Source organism: Sphingomonas citri (assembly GCF_019429485.1).
GTDB classification, from domain to species: Bacteria; Pseudomonadota; Alphaproteobacteria; order Sphingomonadales; family Sphingomonadaceae; genus Sphingomonas; species Sphingomonas citri.
In genome coordinates this window covers 213,962-230,311 of the sequence record NZ_JAHXZN010000002.1, presented here as the reverse complement: position 1 = coordinate 230,311, position 16,350 = coordinate 213,962, and the positions used below count along the sequence as shown (strand labels likewise).

Genomic DNA, 16,350 nt, shown 5'->3' with positions numbered 1-16,350 from the left:
GGGCGAAGGGGCGGACGCAACCGGTGATGAAGCGGACTTTCACTGGTGAACCGAGTGACCTGTTCGTCGACGGCGCGACGCTCGGCGCCTCTAGTGGATGGCTGGTGAGGGAGCAGCTCGCGAGGTGCTTCGAGACGGCACTTCGACGAGCTCAGTGCCTCGTTAGCGCGAGCGACGGTAGCTCTTCCGTCGTCCACAAGCACAGACCGTATCGAGGCCGGCCCCCGCTTTCACATTCGCGCTGAGGAGAGGCTGAGCTTGTCGAGCCTCGTCTCGAGGTAATGCCACGTTCATGGGGCCAAGCGCCTGGGAACGGCAACGCGCCACGCCCAACGCTCTTTCGTCTCCGCGCGACGCCCCGTGACACGCACGCAAGCGCCAGCTAACCTACCGGCCTGACGCCATTTCTTCGGCGCGGCAGGGGAGGGTCTCACATGCGTCTCACGCGGGCGGCGATGATCGTCGCGGCGTTCTTCTCGGTCGGCGCTCGCGCGCCCGAGCGGCCGCCGATCACCGGCATCTCGCATCTGGCGGTGTACAGCCGCGACCTGGCCGCGTCGGAACGTTTCTACGCCGGCGTCCTCGGCGCGCGGAAGGTGGCGGACCCGGAGAATGCCGCCGGCGCGCGGTTCCAGTTCAGCGGTACGCAGTTCGTCGAGGTGCTGCCCGCGCCCGCGGGGCTCGGCGCCAGCCTGTTCGCGCACGCCGCCTACCGCACCCCCGACGCCGCCGCGCTGCGCTCCTGGCTGCTGGCGCGCGGCGCTGCCGGCGTCGGCGCGCTGGAGCAGGGCGCGGGCGAGCGCCGCTTCGCCGCGAGCGACGCCGAGGGCAATGAGGTGCAGTTCGTCGAGACCAAGACCAGCGCCGCGGCGATACCCGGCGCGGTGAGCGGCCGCATCATCCATATCGGCCATGCCGTGCGCGACCGCGCCAAGGAGGACGGCTTCTATCGCACCCTGCTCGGCTTCCGCCCCTATTGGTTCGGCTCGTTCGAGCCCCCCAAGGTCGACTGGGTGTCGCAGCAGACCCCCGACGGGCGCGACTGGCTCGAATATATGATGGTCGGCGCGGGCTCGCGCGTGAGCGAGGCGTCGCTCGATGCGCGCCAGCTCGGCGTGCTCAACCACCTCTCGCTCGGCGTGCGCAACATGCAGACCGCCGTCACCGAATTGTATCGCGGCAAGAAGATGACCGGCCGCCACGACGGCCCGCAGATGGGGCTAGACGGCAAGTGGCAGGCCAACCTCTACGATCCCGACGGCACGCGCATCGAGCTGATGGAATTTCATGCGGTGACCGAGCCGTGTTGCTCGCCCTTCACCGCACCCGATCCGGAGGGGTGAGGAACGGCTAGCCCCTTACGGTCGACGTCATCGCGCCAGCAGCGCCAATAGCAGCGTCAGGGCGCCGAGCCCGCCCGACAGCGTCAGCCGCAGGCCCCACCAGCCGGGCAGCTCGCGCACGGCCGGCGAGGCGGCGCGGTCGGCGAGCGGGGAGACCAGCACCGCGGCGCCGAGTGCGAGCAGCGACGAGGCCGGCGGCGCGCCCCCGAGCAGCCACGCCAGCAGCGCCGCCCAGGCGACCAGGCTCGGGGCCACCGCCAGCACGTACGGCGCAGCCGCAGCGACGCGGCGCTCGAGCGAATCCATCCACCACAGCCCGCCGAGAAACGACAGGATCACGGCGGCGTAGATCCCGCCCACCAGCGTCGCGGCCGGCTGCAGCGCCGGCAGCGCGAGCGCGACCGCGACGCAGCCCGCCGGCGGGAGCAACCCCGCGAGGCCGAGCCAGCGCGGCACCACCGGCAGCGGGCGGGGGGTCGGATCGCGCACGCGGCTCAGGCGGGCTGCGCCGCGCCGACCGGCCCGATCTCGGCCGGCTCGCCGCGCGAGTAGGTGCCGCTCAGCATGCCCGCGGCGAGCACGCGCCCGCGCAGTGCCTCCAGCACCGCGCTGCGCCCCGGGCTGACGTCGAGCGCCGCCGCCTCGCTCAGCGCGAACAGTTGAAAGACATAGTCGTGACCGCCGTGGCCGGTCGGCGGGTCGGGCGGCAGCCAGCCCTCCTGCTGATAGCTGTTGCGGCCGACGTCCGAACCGTCGAACGCGCCGCGCCCGTCCGCCGAGATCGCACCTTCCTCCAGCCCCGCCGAGTCGGGCGGCAGGTTCCACACGACGGCGTGGACGAGCGGGTTGGGCGCGGGTGCGTCGGGGTCCTCGACGAGCAGCGCCAGCGCGACCGCGCCGGCTGGCACGCCGTTCCAGGTGAGCGGCGGCGACACGCCCGCGCCGTCGGCAGTGAAGCGCTCGGGCAGCCGCGCGCCGTCGGCGAAGGCGGGGCTGGAGAGCGTTAGCTGCGCGCCGCCCGCGGGCACGATCCCATCCTGCACGATCACCAGCTTGGCATGGCCCGCGCGGACGTTGTGCAACAGGCTGCCGAGCCAGTGGGGAACATGTTCGAGCATAGCGCCTCCTGCGGGTGATACGCAGTGAACCGCCGGCGCGCCCGCTGGTTGCGGGGACCTCATCGGAGGTTAGCTCGGCATTCATCGATCCTCCCGACTAGGAGAGGATCGATCGATATCCTCTAGGCTCTAGCTCGATAGCACCGCCAGCAGCGCGAAGGTGGCGAGCCAATGGCCGCCCATGTAATCGTCGTCGAGGTGCGGCAGGCTGGCGGCGAGGTGCGCGTCGGCGGCGTGCAGCATGGCCGCCGCGGCGGGATGGCGCGGTCCGAGCGCGGCGGCGAGCTGGCGCCAGCACCAGGCGCGGCTGAGGTTGAGCCCGTCGAGATGCGCGATCTTGCCGTCGCTCCGGTCGGACACGTGCGCCGGCCGGAACAGCGTGGCCGGCTCGCCGCGCGCGACATCGGGGAGGAAGGCGTCGAACCACACCGCGAACGCGCCGGCGGGCAGCACGCGGCTCATCAGCAGCGCCTCGCACAGCGCCGAGGAGAGGAAGTCGTCCCCCGACGGCTCCCACGCCTGGCAGGCACGGTCCGCGTCGAACCAGCCGCGCGCGCGCGCGTCGATCAGCTCGACCAGCGCGTGGTCGTGGCGGAGCGCCCAGTCGCGCGCGAGCACCAGCGCGAAGCTGGTGTTGAAATGCGTGCCGACGCGCACCGCATAGGTCAGCTTGGGGAGGTAAGCGGTGAAGCGCGCGGCGAAGGCGCGCGCCAGCGGCTCCAGCGCCTTGCCCCAGGGCGCGGCATGCCGGTCCGCCTCGTCGTGGAGCGCGAGCAGCCACGCCCAGCCATACGGCCGCTCGAACCCGCCGCTGGTCGGCCGGTCGAGATAGGCGAGCTCGCCCGCGACCTTGGCGGGGACCAGCATGGTGTCGGCGCGCGCGCGGATCGCCTCGGCTTCGGCCAGCGCCGGGAACAGGCGGCGGATCGTCAGCAGCTGCCACCAGCCGTGGACACAGCTGTGCCAGTCGAAGCTGCCGTGGAAGATCGGGTGGAGCGTCGCCGGCGGCACCGCGTCGTGCGCGCCGGTGAGGACATGGTCGAGCTTGTACGGAAACTCGCGCCCGACATGGTCGAGCGTGATGCGGGCGAAGCGTGCGGCGAGCGCGGGGTCGAGCCTGGTCATCGGATCACCCACCATAGCAGCAGCACGTTGAAGAGGAGCAGCGGCAGCGCGGTCGCCGCCTGCGCGCGGATCACGCCATAGCGGTTGCGCAGCTCGAGCAAAGCGGCGGGGACGATGTTGAAGTTCGCCGCCATCGGGGTGAGCAAGGTGCCGCAGAAGCCCGCCAGCATGCCGATCGCCGCGACCGCCGCCGGGTCCCCGCCGTACTGGCGCACCAGCAGCGGCATGCCCACCGCCGCCGCCATCACCGGGAAGGCGGCGAAGGCATTGCCCATCACGATCGTGAACAGCGCCATGCCGAGGCCATAGGCGACCGCGGCGCCGAGCACGCTCCCCGCCGGGATCGCGCCGCCGACCAGCCCGCCGACCACGTCGCCCACGCCCGCGAGCGCGAACACCGCGCCCAGGCTGGCGAGCAGCTGCGGCATGATCGCGGCCCAGCCGATCTCGTCGAGCAGCCGCCGCCCCGCGCGCACCCCCGCGAGCGGCGGCGCGCGCAGCAGCCAGTGGCCGAGCGCGAGCGCGACGAGCACGCCGAGCGTCAGCGCCACCAGCGTGGCCTGCTGCGAATCGATCAGTGTCGGCAAACGCTTGAACAGCAGCGTGCCGCCGAGCGCGGCGGCGGGGATCACCAGCGCCAGCGCGAGCAGCGGGCCGTGCGGCTCGCTCGCCGCCTCGGGCTCACCGCGGCGCATCCGGCCCGAGGTGGCAGTGGCGACCAGCGCGAGCACCAGCACGCCGTTGCCGAGGTCGCCGATCGCGTCGCCGGCGAAGAAGGAGAGCGCGAGCAAAGCGTGAAACAGCGCGTTGGCCCAGCGCCGGTCGACCGCGCCGAGCAGGGCGCAGGCGGCGAAGAAGACACCCGCGACCGCGTAGACGAGGTTGAGCCCGATCATCGCGTGCGCCGCCTCAGCCGGCGATCGAGCCACCACAGCCGCGCGCCATGGACGAGGAAGGCGGCGATAGCGGTGGGAATCGCCCAGACCGAGAGCTGGAACGGCTCGACGCGCACGCCATAGCCCTCGAGCACGCCGCGCATCAGCAGGATCGAGCCGATCGCGATGAAGATGTCCTCGCCGAAGAACAGGCCGATATTGTCGGTCGCGGCGGCGAGCGCGCGGATCGGCTCGCCGTCCTCTTCGCCCTGGCGGGCCGCGGCGGCCTCAGCCATGGGCGCGACGAGCGGCCGCACCGTCTGCGCCGGCCCCGCCACCGCGTTGAGCCCGAGCGCGGCGGAGAGCTGGCGGAACAGCAGATAGCCCGCGAGCAGGCGCCCCACGGTGAGTCCTCGCAACCCGCCGACCAGCCCGCGCGCACGCTCCTGCAGCCCGGCGCGCTCGAGCAGGCCGATGACGGGGAGCACCATGTAGATCGCGGTGACGTAGCGGCTCTGGTTGAAGGCGTGGCCGAATTTGGCGAGCACGGCGAGCGGGTCGAGCCCGGCGGCCAGCCCGGTCACCGCGGCGGCGACGACGATCACGAGCAGCGGGTTGAAGCGCAGCAGGAAGCCCAGCGCGATCACGGCGACGCCGGCGAGGACGAGCATCAGCGACGGGTCCGCGCGGGAAGGAGAGTAAAGCGGTGTTGGGTCAGCGCTCGACCCCCCTCATCCTCTGACCACCCCGGCGCACGCCGGGGTCCAGGTGGGATAGCTCACGCGGCTCACGCGAGCGGCCCGCAACTGAACTCCGGCCTGCACCAGGGTACGGGCTCGGTAAAAGAGACGGTGCTCCCGCCGTGCCATCATCCCGACCCGCACCTCGCCGGCAATGCCGCGAGCCCCACCCGCTCACGCCTCGCCCCCGTAGCCACCGCCGCCGGGCGTCTCGATCACGAACACGTCGCCCGCCGCCAGCTCCACCGACGCGGTCGCGCCGAGCGTCTCGACGCGCCCGTCCGCCCGCTCGACGCGGTTCGCCCCGACGGCACCGTCGCCGCCACCCGCCAGCCCGAACGGCGCCACCACCCGGTGATTGGACAGGATGTTCGCCCGCATCGGCGCGCGAAACCTCACCCGCCGCACCGCGCCGTCACCGCCGGCCCAACGCCCCGAGCCGCCCGAGCCGCGCCGGATCGCGAACGCCTCCAGCAACACCGGGAAGCGCGTCTCCAGCACCTCGGGATCAGTCAGCCGGCTGTTGGTCATGTGCGTCTGCACCGCGCTCGCGCCCGCGAAGCCGTCGCCCGCGCCAGCGCCGCCCGCGATCGTCTCGTAATATTGGTGGGTCGCGTCGCCGAAGGTGAAGTTGTTCATCGTCCCCTGCGACGCCGCCATCGCGCCAAGCGACCCCATCAAAGCGTCGGTGACGACCTGGCTGGTCTCGACGTTGCCCGCCACCACCGCCGCGGGATAGCGCGGATTGAGCATCGAGCCCTCCGGCACGATCAGCGTCACCGGGCGCAGGAAGCCGTCGTTGAGCGGCGTGTCCTCGCCGACCAGCGTCCGCAGCACGTAGAGCACCGCCGCGCGCGTCACCGCCAGCGGCGCGTTGGTGTTGCCCGGCCGCTGCGCGCTGGTGCCGGCGAAGTCGACTGTCAGCGCCCCCGCGTCGCGGTCGACCCGCACCGCGACGCGCACGGTGGCGCCGTCGTCGGTGGCGTAGGAGAAGGCCCCGTCCGACAGCAAGCGTACCGCGCCGCGCGCCAGCGTCTCGGCGTGCGCCTGGACGTGCTCCATATAGGCCGCCACCACCTCGCGCCCCTGCTCGGCGACGAGCCGCTCGAGCCCCGCCGCGCCGCGCGCGCAGGCGGCGAGCTGCGCGGCGAGATCGGCCATGTTCTGGTCGATCGCGCGCGCGGGGTGCGGGCCACCCGCAAACACCGCGCGCACCTCGGCGTCGCGCAGGCGGCCCTCGGCGAGCACCAGCACGTCGTCGAAGACCACGCCCTCGTCGGCGAGCGTGCGGCTGTCCGCCGGCATCGAGCCGGGGCTGGTGCCGCCGACGTCGGCGTGGTGCCCGCGCGCGGCGACGAAGAAAGCTGGCGTATCGCCGCCCGCGAACACCGGCTGCACGACGGTGATGTCGGGCAGATGCGTGCCGCCGCGATAGGGGTCGTTGACCGCATAGGCGTCGTTCGGGCGCATCCCGCGCCCGTCGCCAGCGCGGCTGGCGATCAGGTGGCGGACGCAGTCGCCCATGGAGCCGAGATGCACCGGGATGTGCGGCGCGTTGGCGACGAGGTAACCGTTCGCGTCGAACAACGCGCAGGAGAAATCGAGCCGCTCGCGGATGTTGACCGAGGCGGCGCTGCGCTGGAGCGCGGATCCCATCTCCTCCGCCAGTCCCATGAACAGCCCGGCGAAGATCGCCAGCCGCACCGGGTCGACCGCGGCGTCGCCCGCCGCCGCCGCGCGAGGCGCGACGCGGGTGAGCCGCAGCGTGCCTTCGTCCAGCACCGCCGCTTCCCAGCCGGGCTCGACCGCGACGGTGGAGGTGGCATCGACCAGCAGCGCCGGACCGGCGACGCGCGCGCCCGCGCCGAGCGTCTCGCGGCGGTGCAGCGGCGCCCGGTGCGACGCGCCCGCCATCGTCACCTCGACCGTCTCGGGTGCGGACGCCGCTGCCGCAGGTGCCGCCATCGCCGGCGCCGCGCTGGCGCGCACCGCCTCGACCTGGAGTCGCTCGACGATCAGCGCGTCGTCCGCGGTGAACCCGAAGCGCTCGCGGTGCGCCGCCTCGAACGCGGCGCGCATCGCCGCGGCGTCCGCGACCGCCACCTCGATCCCCTGATCGGTGCGCGCGTAGCGCAGCGTCGCCACCGCCTCGATCCTCGCCTCGCCGCCTAGTTCATCGCGCGCCGCGGCGGCGAGCTGGTCCAGCGTCGCGCGCCACGTGCCCGCGTCGAGCGGCGCGGCGACGGTGCGCTGGCGCACCGCGCGCCGGTCGGCCAGCGCGATTCCCCAGGCAGAGAGCACGCCGGCGAGCGGGTGGATCAGCACGCCGCGCATCCCGAGCGCGTCGGCGACGAGACAGGCGTGCTGTCCGCCCGCACCGCCGAAGGTCATCAGCGCGTAGCTCGCCGGATCATGCCCGCGCGCGACCGACACCGACTTGATCGCCTTGGCCATGTTGGCGACCGCGATCGCCACCAGCCCCTCCGCCGCGGCGAGCGGATCGGGGCGCGTGCCGGTCGCCGTCTCCACCGCGTCGAGCAGCGCCTCCAGCCGCTCGCGCGCGGCGGCGCGGTCGAGCGGCTGGTCGCGCCCGGGGCCGAACACCGCCGGGAAATGCTCGGGCACGATCTTGCCGAGCAGGAGGTTGCAGTCGGTCACCGTCAGCGGCCCGCCGCGGCGATAGCAGGCGGGCCCGGGGTTGGCGCCGGCGCTCTCCGGCCCGACGGTGAAGCGGCCGCCGTCGAAGCCGCAGATCGAGCCGCCCCCGGCCGCGACCGTGTCGATCCGCAGCATCGGCGCGGCGACGCGGACGCCGCCGATCACCGCCTCCTGGCGGCGCTCGAACGTCCCCGCCCACAACGACACGTCGGTCGAGGTGCCGCCCATGTCGAAGCCGATCACGCGCTCGACCCCGGCGGCGAGCGCCGCCGCGGCCATGCCGACGATCCCGCCCGCGGGTCCGGACAGCAAAGCGTCCTTGCCGCTCACCGCGCCCGCCGCGGCGAGCCCGCCCGAGGATTGCATGAACAACGGCGCGCCGCCGAACGCCGCCTCCAACCCGTCGACGTAGCGGCGCAGCACCGGCGAGAGATAGGCGTCCGCGGCGGTGGTATCGCCGCGCGCGACCAGCCGGATCAGCGGCGCGACGCGGTGGCTGACCGAGACCTGGGTGAAGCCGATCGCGTGCGCCAGCTCCGCCAGCGCGGCCTCGTGCGCGGGATAGCGCCAGCCGTGCATCAGCACGATCGCGACCGCGCGCAGCCCGGCGTCATGGCCGGCGCGCAGGTCGCGCTCCGCGGCGGCGAAGTCGAGCGCGCGCACTATCGCGCCGTCGACGTCGACGCGCTCGTCGATCTCGATCACGCGCTCGGGCAGCTGCGGTGGGCGGACGATCGCGCGCGCGAAGATGTCTGGCCGATCCTGGTAGCCGATCGCCAGCGCGTCGCCGAAGCCGCGCGTGATCGCCAGCAGCACCGGCTCGCCGCGCCGCTCGAGCAAGGCGTTGGTCGCCACCGTGGTGCCGATGCGCACGTCGAGCGGCGGCAGCACGCCGTCGCGCATGCCGGTCAGCCGCCGCACCGCCTCGACCGCGGCATCGTCGTAGCGGCCGGGATCGACCGAGAGCAGCTTGACCACCTCGACGCTGCCGTCTTCGCGCTCGGCGACCACGTCGGTGAAGGTGCCGCCGCGGTCGATCGCGATGCGGCGGAGCGGGGCGGGGGACGCGGTCGACACGATGTAAGCTATCGCAGCGCCGCCGCTTCTTGTCGATCGCTGCGCGGCGGCTTGCCCCCGCTGGCGGGCGCGCTACACTCGGCCGATGGTCACAAGGCGACAGGTCATCGGCACGTCACTCACCCTCGCCGCCAGCGCGGCCGTCGCCGGGCCGGCGACGCCCTCGCGCAAGCGCCTCAAACAGTCGGTCAGCCGCTGGTGCTACGAGAAGATTCCGCTCGACCAGCTCTGCGCCTTCGCCGCCAAGATCGGGCTCGACGGCATCGACCTGCTCGAGCCCAAGGATTACGACGTGCCGCGCCGCCACGGCCTGCGCTGCACGATGGGTTATGCCGCGGACGTGATGCAGATCCCGAACGGGCTTAACCGCACCGAGAACCATGCCGCGATCGAGGCGCAATATCGCGTCGGTATCCCGCAGGCGGCCAAGGCGGGCGTGCCCAACGTCATAGCCTTCTCGGGCAACCGCAAGGGCATGTCGGACGAGCAGGGCGCCGAGAACACGATCGCCGGGCTCAACCGTGTCAAGAAGATCGCCGAGGACAATAACGTCACGATCTGCCTCGAGCTGCTCAACAGCAAGGTCGACCACAAGGACTATATGGCAGACCACACCGCGTGGGGCGCACGCGTGATGGAGGCGGTGGGCTCCCCGCATGTGAAGCTGCTGTACGACGCCTACCACATGCAGATCATGGAGGGCGACCTGATCGACACGGTGCGCCAGAACATCCGCTGGATCGGCCATGTCCACACCGGCGGCGTGCCGGGACGCCACGACCTCGACGACACACAGGAGGTCAACTGGGGCACGTTCGCGCGCGCGCTCGCCGACACCGGCTTCGACGGCTATCTCGCGCACGAGTTCGTGCCCAGGGGCGATCCGCTGCCCGCGCTCGCGCGCGCGGTGAAGACCTGCGCGGCGTGATAAGCCGCTAGGCGTTACGCCGCGCGGGTATGGCGTGCGGCTCGAACGAGCCGATCCGATCGAAGCCGGCGCTTAGCTCAAAGCGGCGCAGATCGAACAACGTGTCGATCGAACGCGGCGGTCCCGGCACCCCCTTTGGCATCCCCCGCAATTGCCGCTGCGCGCTCGTCTGCGGGAGTCCGCGGCACGTGTCCGCTGCTAGGCTGGCGCGCAGGGAAGAGGGGACAGGTCATGTGGGGGCAGATCGTCCGATTCGGCGTGATCGGTGGATTGTGCGCGACGATCTACTCGTCGGTGTACCTCGCTTATGTGCTGATCATCCTGCCCGTCAGCCTCAACGTGGCGGCGGTGCTGCCGGCGTTCCTGCTCTCGGTCTATGTCGGCTACCACCTGCAGTCGCGCGTCACCTTCGGCGACGCGGGCGCCGCGCCGTTCGGGCTGCGGACCCGCGCCAAGTTCGTGCTGACCCAAGTGGTCGGCCTGCTGATCAACTGCGCGATCACCTGGATCATCACCGGTCCGCTCCAGGGGCCCGACTGGGTGCCGCTGGTGCCGAGCGTGCTGATCACCCCGACGGTCACCTTTGCCTTGCAGCGCTGGTGGGTGTTCCGTGCGCCGCGCCGGGTCGAGGTGCGGTCGGTCGCAGGCGCACCGCTGTGACGCTCGCGCTCGCGCCGCGCGATGGAGCCGTCGAGCCGCTCGCGGCGCGACCGTCGCGCGGCGCGGCTGCGCACCTAGGCTACGTCGACCTGTTCCGCGGCTTCAGCATCGTGCAGGTGGTGCTGATACACGCCGGCAACGCGCTGCTCCTGCGCGGCCTGCCGGCGTGGCACGGCGATGCCGCGGCGGTGCAGGCGCTGCTCCACGTCGTCGCGCACGACGCGACGGTGTATTTCGCGATCATCTCCGGGCTGCTCTACGGCCATCTCTTCGCGCGCCGCCCGCACCGACGCTTTCTCGCGCAACGGCTCGCCGCGGTGGCGCTGCCCTATGCGGCGGTGACGCTGGTGCTGACGCTGACCACCAACGCCACCGCGCAGGCCGCGCTGGCCGCGCCTGACGCGCCGCTGCTGGCGCGCACGCTGGCGACCAATCTCGTCACCGGCGCGACCTGGAATACCTTGTGGTACATACCCGTGATCCTGGTGCTGTACCTGGTGAGCCCGGCGCTGCTCGCCGCGCTGCGAGGCCCGCGTCTGCGCTGGCCCGGCGCCGTGCTGATGCTGGCGCCGCTGCTCGCGTCGCGCACGGGTACCGAGGTGACGCCAGCGATGATCGTCTATTTCGCGGGCGCCTACGCGATCGGTATCGCGGTGGGGATCGACCTGGAGGCGCGCCTCGCCTGGCTGCGCCAGCGTGCGGCCTGGCTCGGCCTCGTCGCCGCGACGGCGACGATAGGGCTGGTGCTGCTCTACGTGCTCGAGCGCGACGCCTGGCACGGCGTGTCGTTGCGCGAGAGCGCCTTCTATCTCCAGCGTGCGACGATCGCGCTGCTGCTGCTGCTCTGGGCGCGCGCGCGCGAGGCCGCGCTGCCGCCGGGCGCGCGCGCGGCGACCGGGTTCGTTGCCGGGGCGGCGTTCGGCATCTATTTCGTCCACGGGCCGATCCTGCGGCCGGTGGCGCGGCTGGTCGGGGCGTGGGTGCCGGACGATCAGCCGTGGTGGGCGCTGCTCGCCGCGATCGGCGCTACCTTCGCGACGGGGTTGCTGCTGTCGCTCGGTCTCGTCCAGCTGCTGCGCATGCTGTTCGGGCAGCGCTCGCGACTGCTGATCGGCGCCTGACGCCTAGTGCAGCTTGGCAATCGAGAGGCCGTCCTGCTTCGCGCGCTCCTTGACCGATTCCTCGCTGCGCGTCAGCGCCTTCGCGATCGCCTTCAGCGCCATGCCCTTCTTCGCGAGGGTATGGAGCTTCTGGAGCTCGTCGGGGCGCCACGGCTGGCGGTGTCTCTCGGAGCGGTCGGCCATGGCGCCCTGCTACGCGCTTCGGGCCGCGCTGGCCAGCGGCTCAGCCGCGGGCATAGCTGACCCGCCACACCGTCCCGCCGACGTCGTCCGCGATCAGCAGCCGGCCGCGCGGATCGATCGCGACGCCGACCGGGCGACCGCGCGCCTTGCCGTCCTTGAGGAAGCCGGAGACGAAGTCGCGCGGCACGCCGATAGGGCGCGCGTCGCGGAAGGCGACGAAGGCGACCTTATAGCCGTGCGGCTCCGTGCGGTTCCAGCTGCCGTGCTCGCCGACGAAGGCGCCGCCGCGATAGCCCGCGGGGAAGCTCGTCCCGGTATAGAAAGCGAGCCCGAGCGGCGCGACGTGCGAGCCGAGCGCGTAATCGGGCGCGACCGCGCGCGCGACCAGGTCGGGGCGCTGCGGCTTGACGCGGGGATCGAGGTGCTGACCGTAATAGCTGTACGGCCAACCGTAGAAGGCGCCGGGGCGGACCGAGGTCAGATAGTCGGGGACCAGATTGGGACCGAGTTCGTCGCGCTCGTTGATCACCGCCCACAAGGTGTTGGTGCCGGGATAGAAGGTGAGGCCGTTCGGATTGCGCAGCCCGGTCGCGAAGGGGCGCGAGGCACCGGTGCGCGGGTCGACCTCGAAGATCGCGGCGCGGTCCCGCTCGGCGTCGCTGCCGCGCTCCATCGCGTTGCTGTTCGAGCCGACGCCGACGTACAGCCGGGTGCCGTCGGGGCTGGCAGTGAGGCTCTTGGTCCAGTGATGGTTGATCGTGCCCGCGGGCAGCGGCGTCAGCCGCGTTGCCGGCGCGGTGATCCGCGTCTGCCCCGGCGTGAAGGGATAGCGCATGATCGCGTCGGTATCGGCGACGTAGAGCTGGCCGCCGAGCGCGACCACCCCGAACGGCGCATTGAGCTTGTCGACCAGGACCGAACGCGCGGCGGGCGGGCCGTCGCCACCCGCGCCGCTCAGCAGCGTCAGGCGGTTGCTCGGCGCGGGCGCGTCGCCGCTCTGCGTCTGCGAGTGCGCGCGCGCCATCACCCAGTCGCGGATCGGGTCCTTGGGGCGCTGTACCGGCTCCTTGCTCTCGTTGCGCGACTCGACCACCAGCACGTCGCCGTTCGCCAGCGCGACGACGTTGCGCGGGTTGCTGAGCCCGCTGGCGAGCGGCTCGATGCGGAAGCCCGCGGGGACGGTGGGCGTCTCGCCCTTCTTCCAGCCGACCGTCTCGTAAACCCCGACGTCCGCGACGAGCTGCTCATGCGGCGGCGGCAGCAACGGGTCGGCGCCGTACTGGCGATTTTGGTCGATCTGCTGCCCGCTACCGCAGGCGGCGAGCGGGAGCGCGACGAGCGCGAATGTCAGCCGTCGGATCATCGCACGTCTCCCGAGCGGCGCCGCGGCACCGCCTGCCAGAACCAGCCGGCAGCAAGCGCGAGCAGCACCGCCAACACCGACAGCGCGAGCCCGGTCGGCACCACCGCGGTCCAGCCGTCGCGCGCGTGGATGAAGGAGTTGAGCACCTCGACGATCCAGGCCGAGAGCAGCAGCGTGAAGTGCAGCCCGAGTGGCCCGCGCCGCGCCGTGCCGGCGCGGACCAGCTCGACCAGCAGGAGCGCGCCGGCCAGACCGCCCGCGATCAGCCCGGCGAGCAGCAGCCAGGAGGAGAAGTCGAGCCACATCATCTCGGCGCTGCTGGCATAAGCGGAATCGGTGACGAGCGCGGCGACGAACAGGATGATCGGCACCGGCAGCAGCACCGGGTAGATCGGCCTTCCCGCGAGCGCGAGCGGGGCGAGTGCGGGGCGCACGGCGCTGGATGCCATCGTGTCAGGTCCTTCCGGTCCGAGTGGCGCGAGTACGAGCGGGCGACGGGCGTAGTTCCGCGTGCGGCGGGAGGAAGGTATCGATTGAGATCAAGCGCGGTGCGGTGTCGATGCGCTTCTCGCTCACACTCTCCTTCGGCTCATTTCCTTCTCTGCTTGCGTCATCCCCGCCCTTCCTCTTCCGTCATCCCCGCGCAGGCGGAAATCCAGATGCGCTGGCCGCGCGCTTCTTGCCTCAGCGTCAGCGTGTCTGGATTCCCGCCTTCGCGGCAATGACGAAGTCGGTGCGCGCGGGAGGAGCAGCCATCACGGCGGTGCTCCGCGCCGCCGTTCTCGCTCAAGCGTCGTCCCACGTCTCAGCACGTCTCACCCTGCTGCCACCACGCTGGCAGCATGCCCGGCGTACACCGCCTCCACCGGCCGACCCGGCCCCAGGAGACCTTCGATGCTAACGCTGTTCCACGCCCCACGCTCGCGCTCGACCCGGATCATCTGGCTGCTCGAGGAGCTCGGCGTGCCGTACCAGCTCCGCTACGTCACGATCCGCTACCAAGACGGGAGCGGCGAGGGACCCGACGCCGCCAACCCGCACCCCGACAAGAAGGTGCCCGCGCTGAGCGACGACGACGTGCTCGTCACCGAGTCCGCCGCGGTGGCGACCTATCTCGCCGATCAGGCGGACGGCGCCGGGCTCGCACCGTGGATCGGAGATCGCGACCGCGGCCGCTATCTCACTTGGCTCAGCTGGATCGAGGGCGAGTTCGGCCCCGCGATCGGAGCGCGCCTCGGGGCGCCGCTGGAAGAGGCCCCGCCGGCCTTCGCCGCCGCACTGGCGCGGGTCGAGCGCGCGCTGGCCGACGGGCCGTGGTTGCTCGGCGAGCGCTTCAGTGCGGCCGACGTCATGATGGGCGGCACGCTCGGCTGGGCGCATCAGCTGATGCCGTCGGACGGCCCGATCCCCGCCTATCTCGCGCGGCTCACCCAGCGCCCCGCCTTCCAGCGCGCCATGGCGCGCGACGCGGTGCCGGCGTGACCGCGCGCGACCTGCGCTGGGCGGCGGCAGGCTTCCTCGCCACCTCGCTGCTCATCCTGGCGAGCGCCGCTCCGCTGCTTCCCGCGACGCTCGCCTCGGCGCTCGCGCGGCTCTAGGATCGGCCGCATGCGCCGCGCCGACCGCCTCTTCGAGATCGTCCAGCTGCTCCGCCGCGCGCCCGGCCCGATGACCGCCGACGCGATCGCGGCCGAGCTCGAGACCAGCCGGCGCTCGGTCTATCGCGACGTCGCCGCGCTGGTGGCACAGCGCGTGCCGATCCGCGGCGAGGCCGGGATCGGCTACGTGCTGGAGCGCGGGTTCGACATGCCGCCGCTGATGCTCACCTCGGACGAGGTCGAGGCCGTCGTGCTCGGCGCGCAATGGGTGCTGGTGCACGCCGACGAGGGGCTGGCGCGCGCCGCGGCCGACGTGCTCGCCAAGGTCGCGGCGGTGATCCCGGAGCGGCTGCGCGCCGCGATCGACGAGCCCGCGGTGATCACCCCGCCGTCGTGGAGCGAGCGCGCCGACGCCGGGATCGATGTGGCGCGATTGCGTGCCTGGAGCCTGCAGGGGCGCAAGCTGCGGATCGGCTATGCCGACGCCGCGGGCGAGCCGAGCGAGCGGACAGTGTGGCCGTTCCTGGTCGGCTATATGGACGGCAAGCGCGTGCTGATCGCCTGGTGCGAGCTGCGCGGCGACTTCCGCATGTTCCGCACCGACCGGCTCGCGAGCGTCACCTTCCTCGACGAGCGTTACCCCGAGCGCCGCGCGGTGCTGCGCCGGCGTTGGCTGGCGATGATGGCGGCGCGACGCGAGGCGGCCGAGTGAGCGCTCAGGCTGACGCCGACAGCCAGCGGGTGAGCACCGCCTCGGCCGCGTCGCGCAGCGCGGCGTCGTGGCGCGCGGCGTCGCGCGCGAGCGCGGCGGGGTCGATCCGCTCGGCGCGCAGCTCGGCGGCGTGGCCCTCCAGCCATCGCTCGATCCGGGCCGCCTCGAGGTGGAACTGCAAGGCGAGCGCGTGGCGACCGACCGCGAACGCCTGTCGGCGATAGAGGTCGGTCGAGGCGAGCAACGTCGCGCCCGCCGGAAGGTCGAAGGTATCGCCGTGCCAGTGCAGGACCGACTGGCCCGCGGGCAGAGCGGCGAGCGGCGAGGCCGCCCCCTCCGCGGTGAGCGTCACCGGCGCGTAGCCGATCTCTTTTGCCGGTCCCGGATAGACGCGCGCGCCGAGCGCCGCCGCGATCAGCTGCGCGCCGAGGCACAGCCCCAGCGTCGGCCGCCCCGCCGCCAGCCGCGCGCGCAGCAGCGCAAGTTCGTCGGCGAGGAAGGGGTGCTCCGGCGTCTCGTAGACGCCCATCGGGCCGCCGAGTACGACGAGCAGGTCGGGCGCGAGCGGGTCGAGCGCGGCGACGCCTCCCGCCGCCGCCTCGACGTAGCGGATCGCGTAGCCGGCGGCGCGCAGCGGCGCGTCGAGATGGCCGAGGTCCTCGAAGGCGACATGGCGGATCGCGACGGCGGTGAGCGGCACGGGGGTACTCCGCGACTGTTCCGACGCGGCGACGATTCGGCGCGTCCTCTCGTCCTGCTCTTAGCCCAGCCGCGTCCGCGCGCCACGATGACGCGCCGCCGCGCCCGATCGAGTGCCGCGTCGCCGCGAAAGATGACCCGCGCTTTCCG

The 16,350-nt window shown here is 72.6% G+C and carries 16 protein-coding genes; 6 read left to right on the top strand and 10 right to left on the bottom strand.

All coding sequences use genetic code 11. The features are described 5' to 3' along the window. Window positions 1-434: 434 nt before the first annotated feature. The gene (locus KZ820_RS09205) at window positions 435-1,343 is read left to right on the top strand and encodes a VOC family protein (protein WP_219748349.1); all 909 of its coding nucleotides are present in this window, start codon (window positions 435-437) and stop codon (window positions 1,341-1,343) included. Between the two features lie 27 nt (window positions 1,344-1,370). Here the strand turns inward: KZ820_RS09205 and KZ820_RS09200 are convergent, their stop codons facing one another. From KZ820_RS09200 to KZ820_RS09175, 6 genes are all read right to left on the bottom strand, one after another. Beyond that, a complete protein-coding gene (locus KZ820_RS09200; protein WP_219748348.1) occupies window positions 1,371-1,832 on the bottom strand; it encodes a DUF3429 domain-containing protein in 462 nt (153 codons plus the stop codon). Between the two features lie 5 nt (window positions 1,833-1,837). Beyond that, window positions 1,838-2,461, bottom strand: a complete 624-nt coding sequence (locus KZ820_RS09195; RefSeq protein WP_219748347.1) for a YbhB/YbcL family Raf kinase inhibitor-like protein — start codon at window positions 2,459-2,461, stop codon at window positions 1,838-1,840. Window positions 2,462-2,590: 129 nt separating this feature from the next. Further along, window positions 2,591-3,586 carry a DUF2891 domain-containing protein gene (locus tag KZ820_RS09190; RefSeq protein WP_219748346.1) on the bottom strand — a complete coding sequence of 332 codons (996 nt, stop codon included), beginning with the start codon at window positions 3,584-3,586 and terminating at the stop codon, window positions 2,591-2,593. Next, window positions 3,583-4,482, bottom strand: a complete 900-nt coding sequence (locus tag KZ820_RS09185; protein ID WP_219748558.1) for a 5-oxoproline transporter, DUF979 family subunit — start codon at window positions 4,480-4,482, stop codon at window positions 3,583-3,585. Before KZ820_RS09185 ends, KZ820_RS09190 begins: the two co-directional genes overlap by 4 nt. Further along, on the bottom strand, window positions 4,479-5,132 hold the full coding sequence (locus KZ820_RS09180) for a DUF969 domain-containing protein (protein WP_219748345.1): 654 nt from the start codon (window positions 5,130-5,132) through the stop codon (window positions 4,479-4,481). Before KZ820_RS09180 ends, KZ820_RS09185 begins: the two co-directional genes overlap by 4 nt. A 243-nt stretch (window positions 5,133-5,375) precedes the next feature. Further along, entirely contained in the window at window positions 5,376-8,936 is a 3,561-nt protein-coding gene (locus KZ820_RS09175) for a hydantoinase B/oxoprolinase family protein (RefSeq protein ID WP_308462175.1), read from the bottom strand. 85 nt (window positions 8,937-9,021) lie between these two features. On the opposite strand from KZ820_RS09175, the gene KZ820_RS09170 reads away from it, so the two are divergent. The 3 genes from KZ820_RS09170 (at window position 9,022) to KZ820_RS09160 (ending at window position 11,645) form a co-directional block, all read left to right on the top strand. Then, the gene (locus KZ820_RS09170; RefSeq protein WP_219748344.1) at window positions 9,022-9,864 is read left to right on the top strand and encodes a hydroxypyruvate isomerase family protein; all 843 of its coding nucleotides are present in this window, start codon (window positions 9,022-9,024) and stop codon (window positions 9,862-9,864) included. Window positions 9,865-10,095: 231 nt separating this feature from the next. Further along, entirely contained in the window at window positions 10,096-10,524 is a 429-nt protein-coding gene (locus KZ820_RS09165) for a GtrA family protein (RefSeq protein ID WP_219748343.1), read from the top strand. Beyond that, window positions 10,521-11,645 carry an acyltransferase family protein gene (locus tag KZ820_RS09160; RefSeq protein WP_219748342.1) on the top strand — a complete coding sequence of 375 codons (1,125 nt, stop codon included), beginning with the start codon at window positions 10,521-10,523 and terminating at the stop codon, window positions 11,643-11,645. The genes KZ820_RS09165 and KZ820_RS09160 overlap by 4 nt, the downstream gene beginning before the upstream one ends. A gap of 3 nt (window positions 11,646-11,648) precedes the next feature. Here KZ820_RS09160 and KZ820_RS09155 read toward each other — a convergent pair whose 3' ends face one another. The 3 genes from KZ820_RS09155 to KZ820_RS09145 are packed head-to-tail and all read right to left on the bottom strand — an operon-like array spanning window position 11,649 to window position 13,640. After that, window positions 11,649-11,828 carry a hypothetical protein gene (locus tag KZ820_RS09155; protein ID WP_219748341.1) on the bottom strand — a complete coding sequence of 60 codons (180 nt, stop codon included), beginning with the start codon at window positions 11,826-11,828 and terminating at the stop codon, window positions 11,649-11,651. A gap of 40 nt (window positions 11,829-11,868) precedes the next feature. After that, entirely contained in the window at window positions 11,869-13,191 is a 1,323-nt protein-coding gene (locus KZ820_RS09150; RefSeq protein ID WP_219748340.1) for a PQQ-dependent sugar dehydrogenase, read from the bottom strand. Beyond that, entirely contained in the window at window positions 13,188-13,640 is a 453-nt protein-coding gene (locus tag KZ820_RS09145) for a DUF2231 domain-containing protein (protein ID WP_219748339.1), read from the bottom strand. The genes KZ820_RS09150 and KZ820_RS09145 overlap by 4 nt, the downstream gene beginning before the upstream one ends. Before the next feature lie 445 nt (window positions 13,641-14,085). Between KZ820_RS09145 and KZ820_RS09140 the strand changes: the two genes are divergently transcribed. Next, window positions 14,086-14,673, top strand: a complete 588-nt coding sequence (locus KZ820_RS09140) for a glutathione S-transferase family protein (RefSeq protein ID WP_219748338.1) — start codon at window positions 14,086-14,088, stop codon at window positions 14,671-14,673. 126 nt (window positions 14,674-14,799) lie between these two features. Further along, on the top strand, window positions 14,800-15,501 hold the full coding sequence (locus KZ820_RS09135) for a helix-turn-helix transcriptional regulator (protein WP_219748337.1): 702 nt from the start codon (window positions 14,800-14,802) through the stop codon (window positions 15,499-15,501). Window positions 15,502-15,505: 4 nt separating this feature from the next. Here the strand turns inward: KZ820_RS09135 and KZ820_RS09130 are convergent, their stop codons facing one another. Continuing rightward, a complete protein-coding gene (locus tag KZ820_RS09130; protein WP_308462174.1) occupies window positions 15,506-16,201 on the bottom strand; it encodes a glutamine amidotransferase in 696 nt (231 codons plus the stop codon). Window positions 16,202-16,350 lie beyond the last annotated feature (149 nt).

Excerpts from the sequence above, each read along its gene's own strand:
- KZ820_RS09205 (WP_219748349.1), top strand. The coding sequence starts at position 435 with ATGCGTCTCACGCGGGCGGCGATGATCGTCGCGGCGTTCTTCTCGGTC.
- KZ820_RS09195 (WP_219748347.1), bottom strand. The coding sequence starts at position 2,461 with ATGCTCGAACATGTTCCCCACTGGCTCGGCAGCCTGTTGCACAACGTC.
- KZ820_RS09190 (WP_219748346.1), bottom strand. The coding sequence starts at position 3,586 with ATGACCAGGCTCGACCCCGCGCTCGCCGCACGCTTCGCCCGCATCACG.
- KZ820_RS09185 (WP_219748558.1), bottom strand. The coding sequence starts at position 4,482 with ATGATCGGGCTCAACCTCGTCTACGCGGTCGCGGGTGTCTTCTTCGCC.
- KZ820_RS09180 (WP_219748345.1), bottom strand. The coding sequence starts at position 5,132 with ATGCTCGTCCTCGCCGGCGTCGCCGTGATCGCGCTGGGCTTCCTGCTG.
- KZ820_RS09170 (WP_219748344.1), top strand. The coding sequence starts at position 9,022 with ATGGTCACAAGGCGACAGGTCATCGGCACGTCACTCACCCTCGCCGCC.
- KZ820_RS09165 (WP_219748343.1), top strand. The coding sequence starts at position 10,096 with ATGTGGGGGCAGATCGTCCGATTCGGCGTGATCGGTGGATTGTGCGCG.
- KZ820_RS09155 (WP_219748341.1), bottom strand. The coding sequence starts at position 11,828 with ATGGCCGACCGCTCCGAGAGACACCGCCAGCCGTGGCGCCCCGACGAG.
- KZ820_RS09150 (WP_219748340.1), bottom strand. The coding sequence starts at position 13,191 with ATGATCCGACGGCTGACATTCGCGCTCGTCGCGCTCCCGCTCGCCGCC.
- KZ820_RS09145 (WP_219748339.1), bottom strand. The coding sequence starts at position 13,640 with ATGGCATCCAGCGCCGTGCGCCCCGCACTCGCCCCGCTCGCGCTCGCG.
- KZ820_RS09140 (WP_219748338.1), top strand. The coding sequence starts at position 14,086 with ATGCTAACGCTGTTCCACGCCCCACGCTCGCGCTCGACCCGGATCATC.
- KZ820_RS09135 (WP_219748337.1), top strand. The coding sequence starts at position 14,800 with ATGCGCCGCGCCGACCGCCTCTTCGAGATCGTCCAGCTGCTCCGCCGC.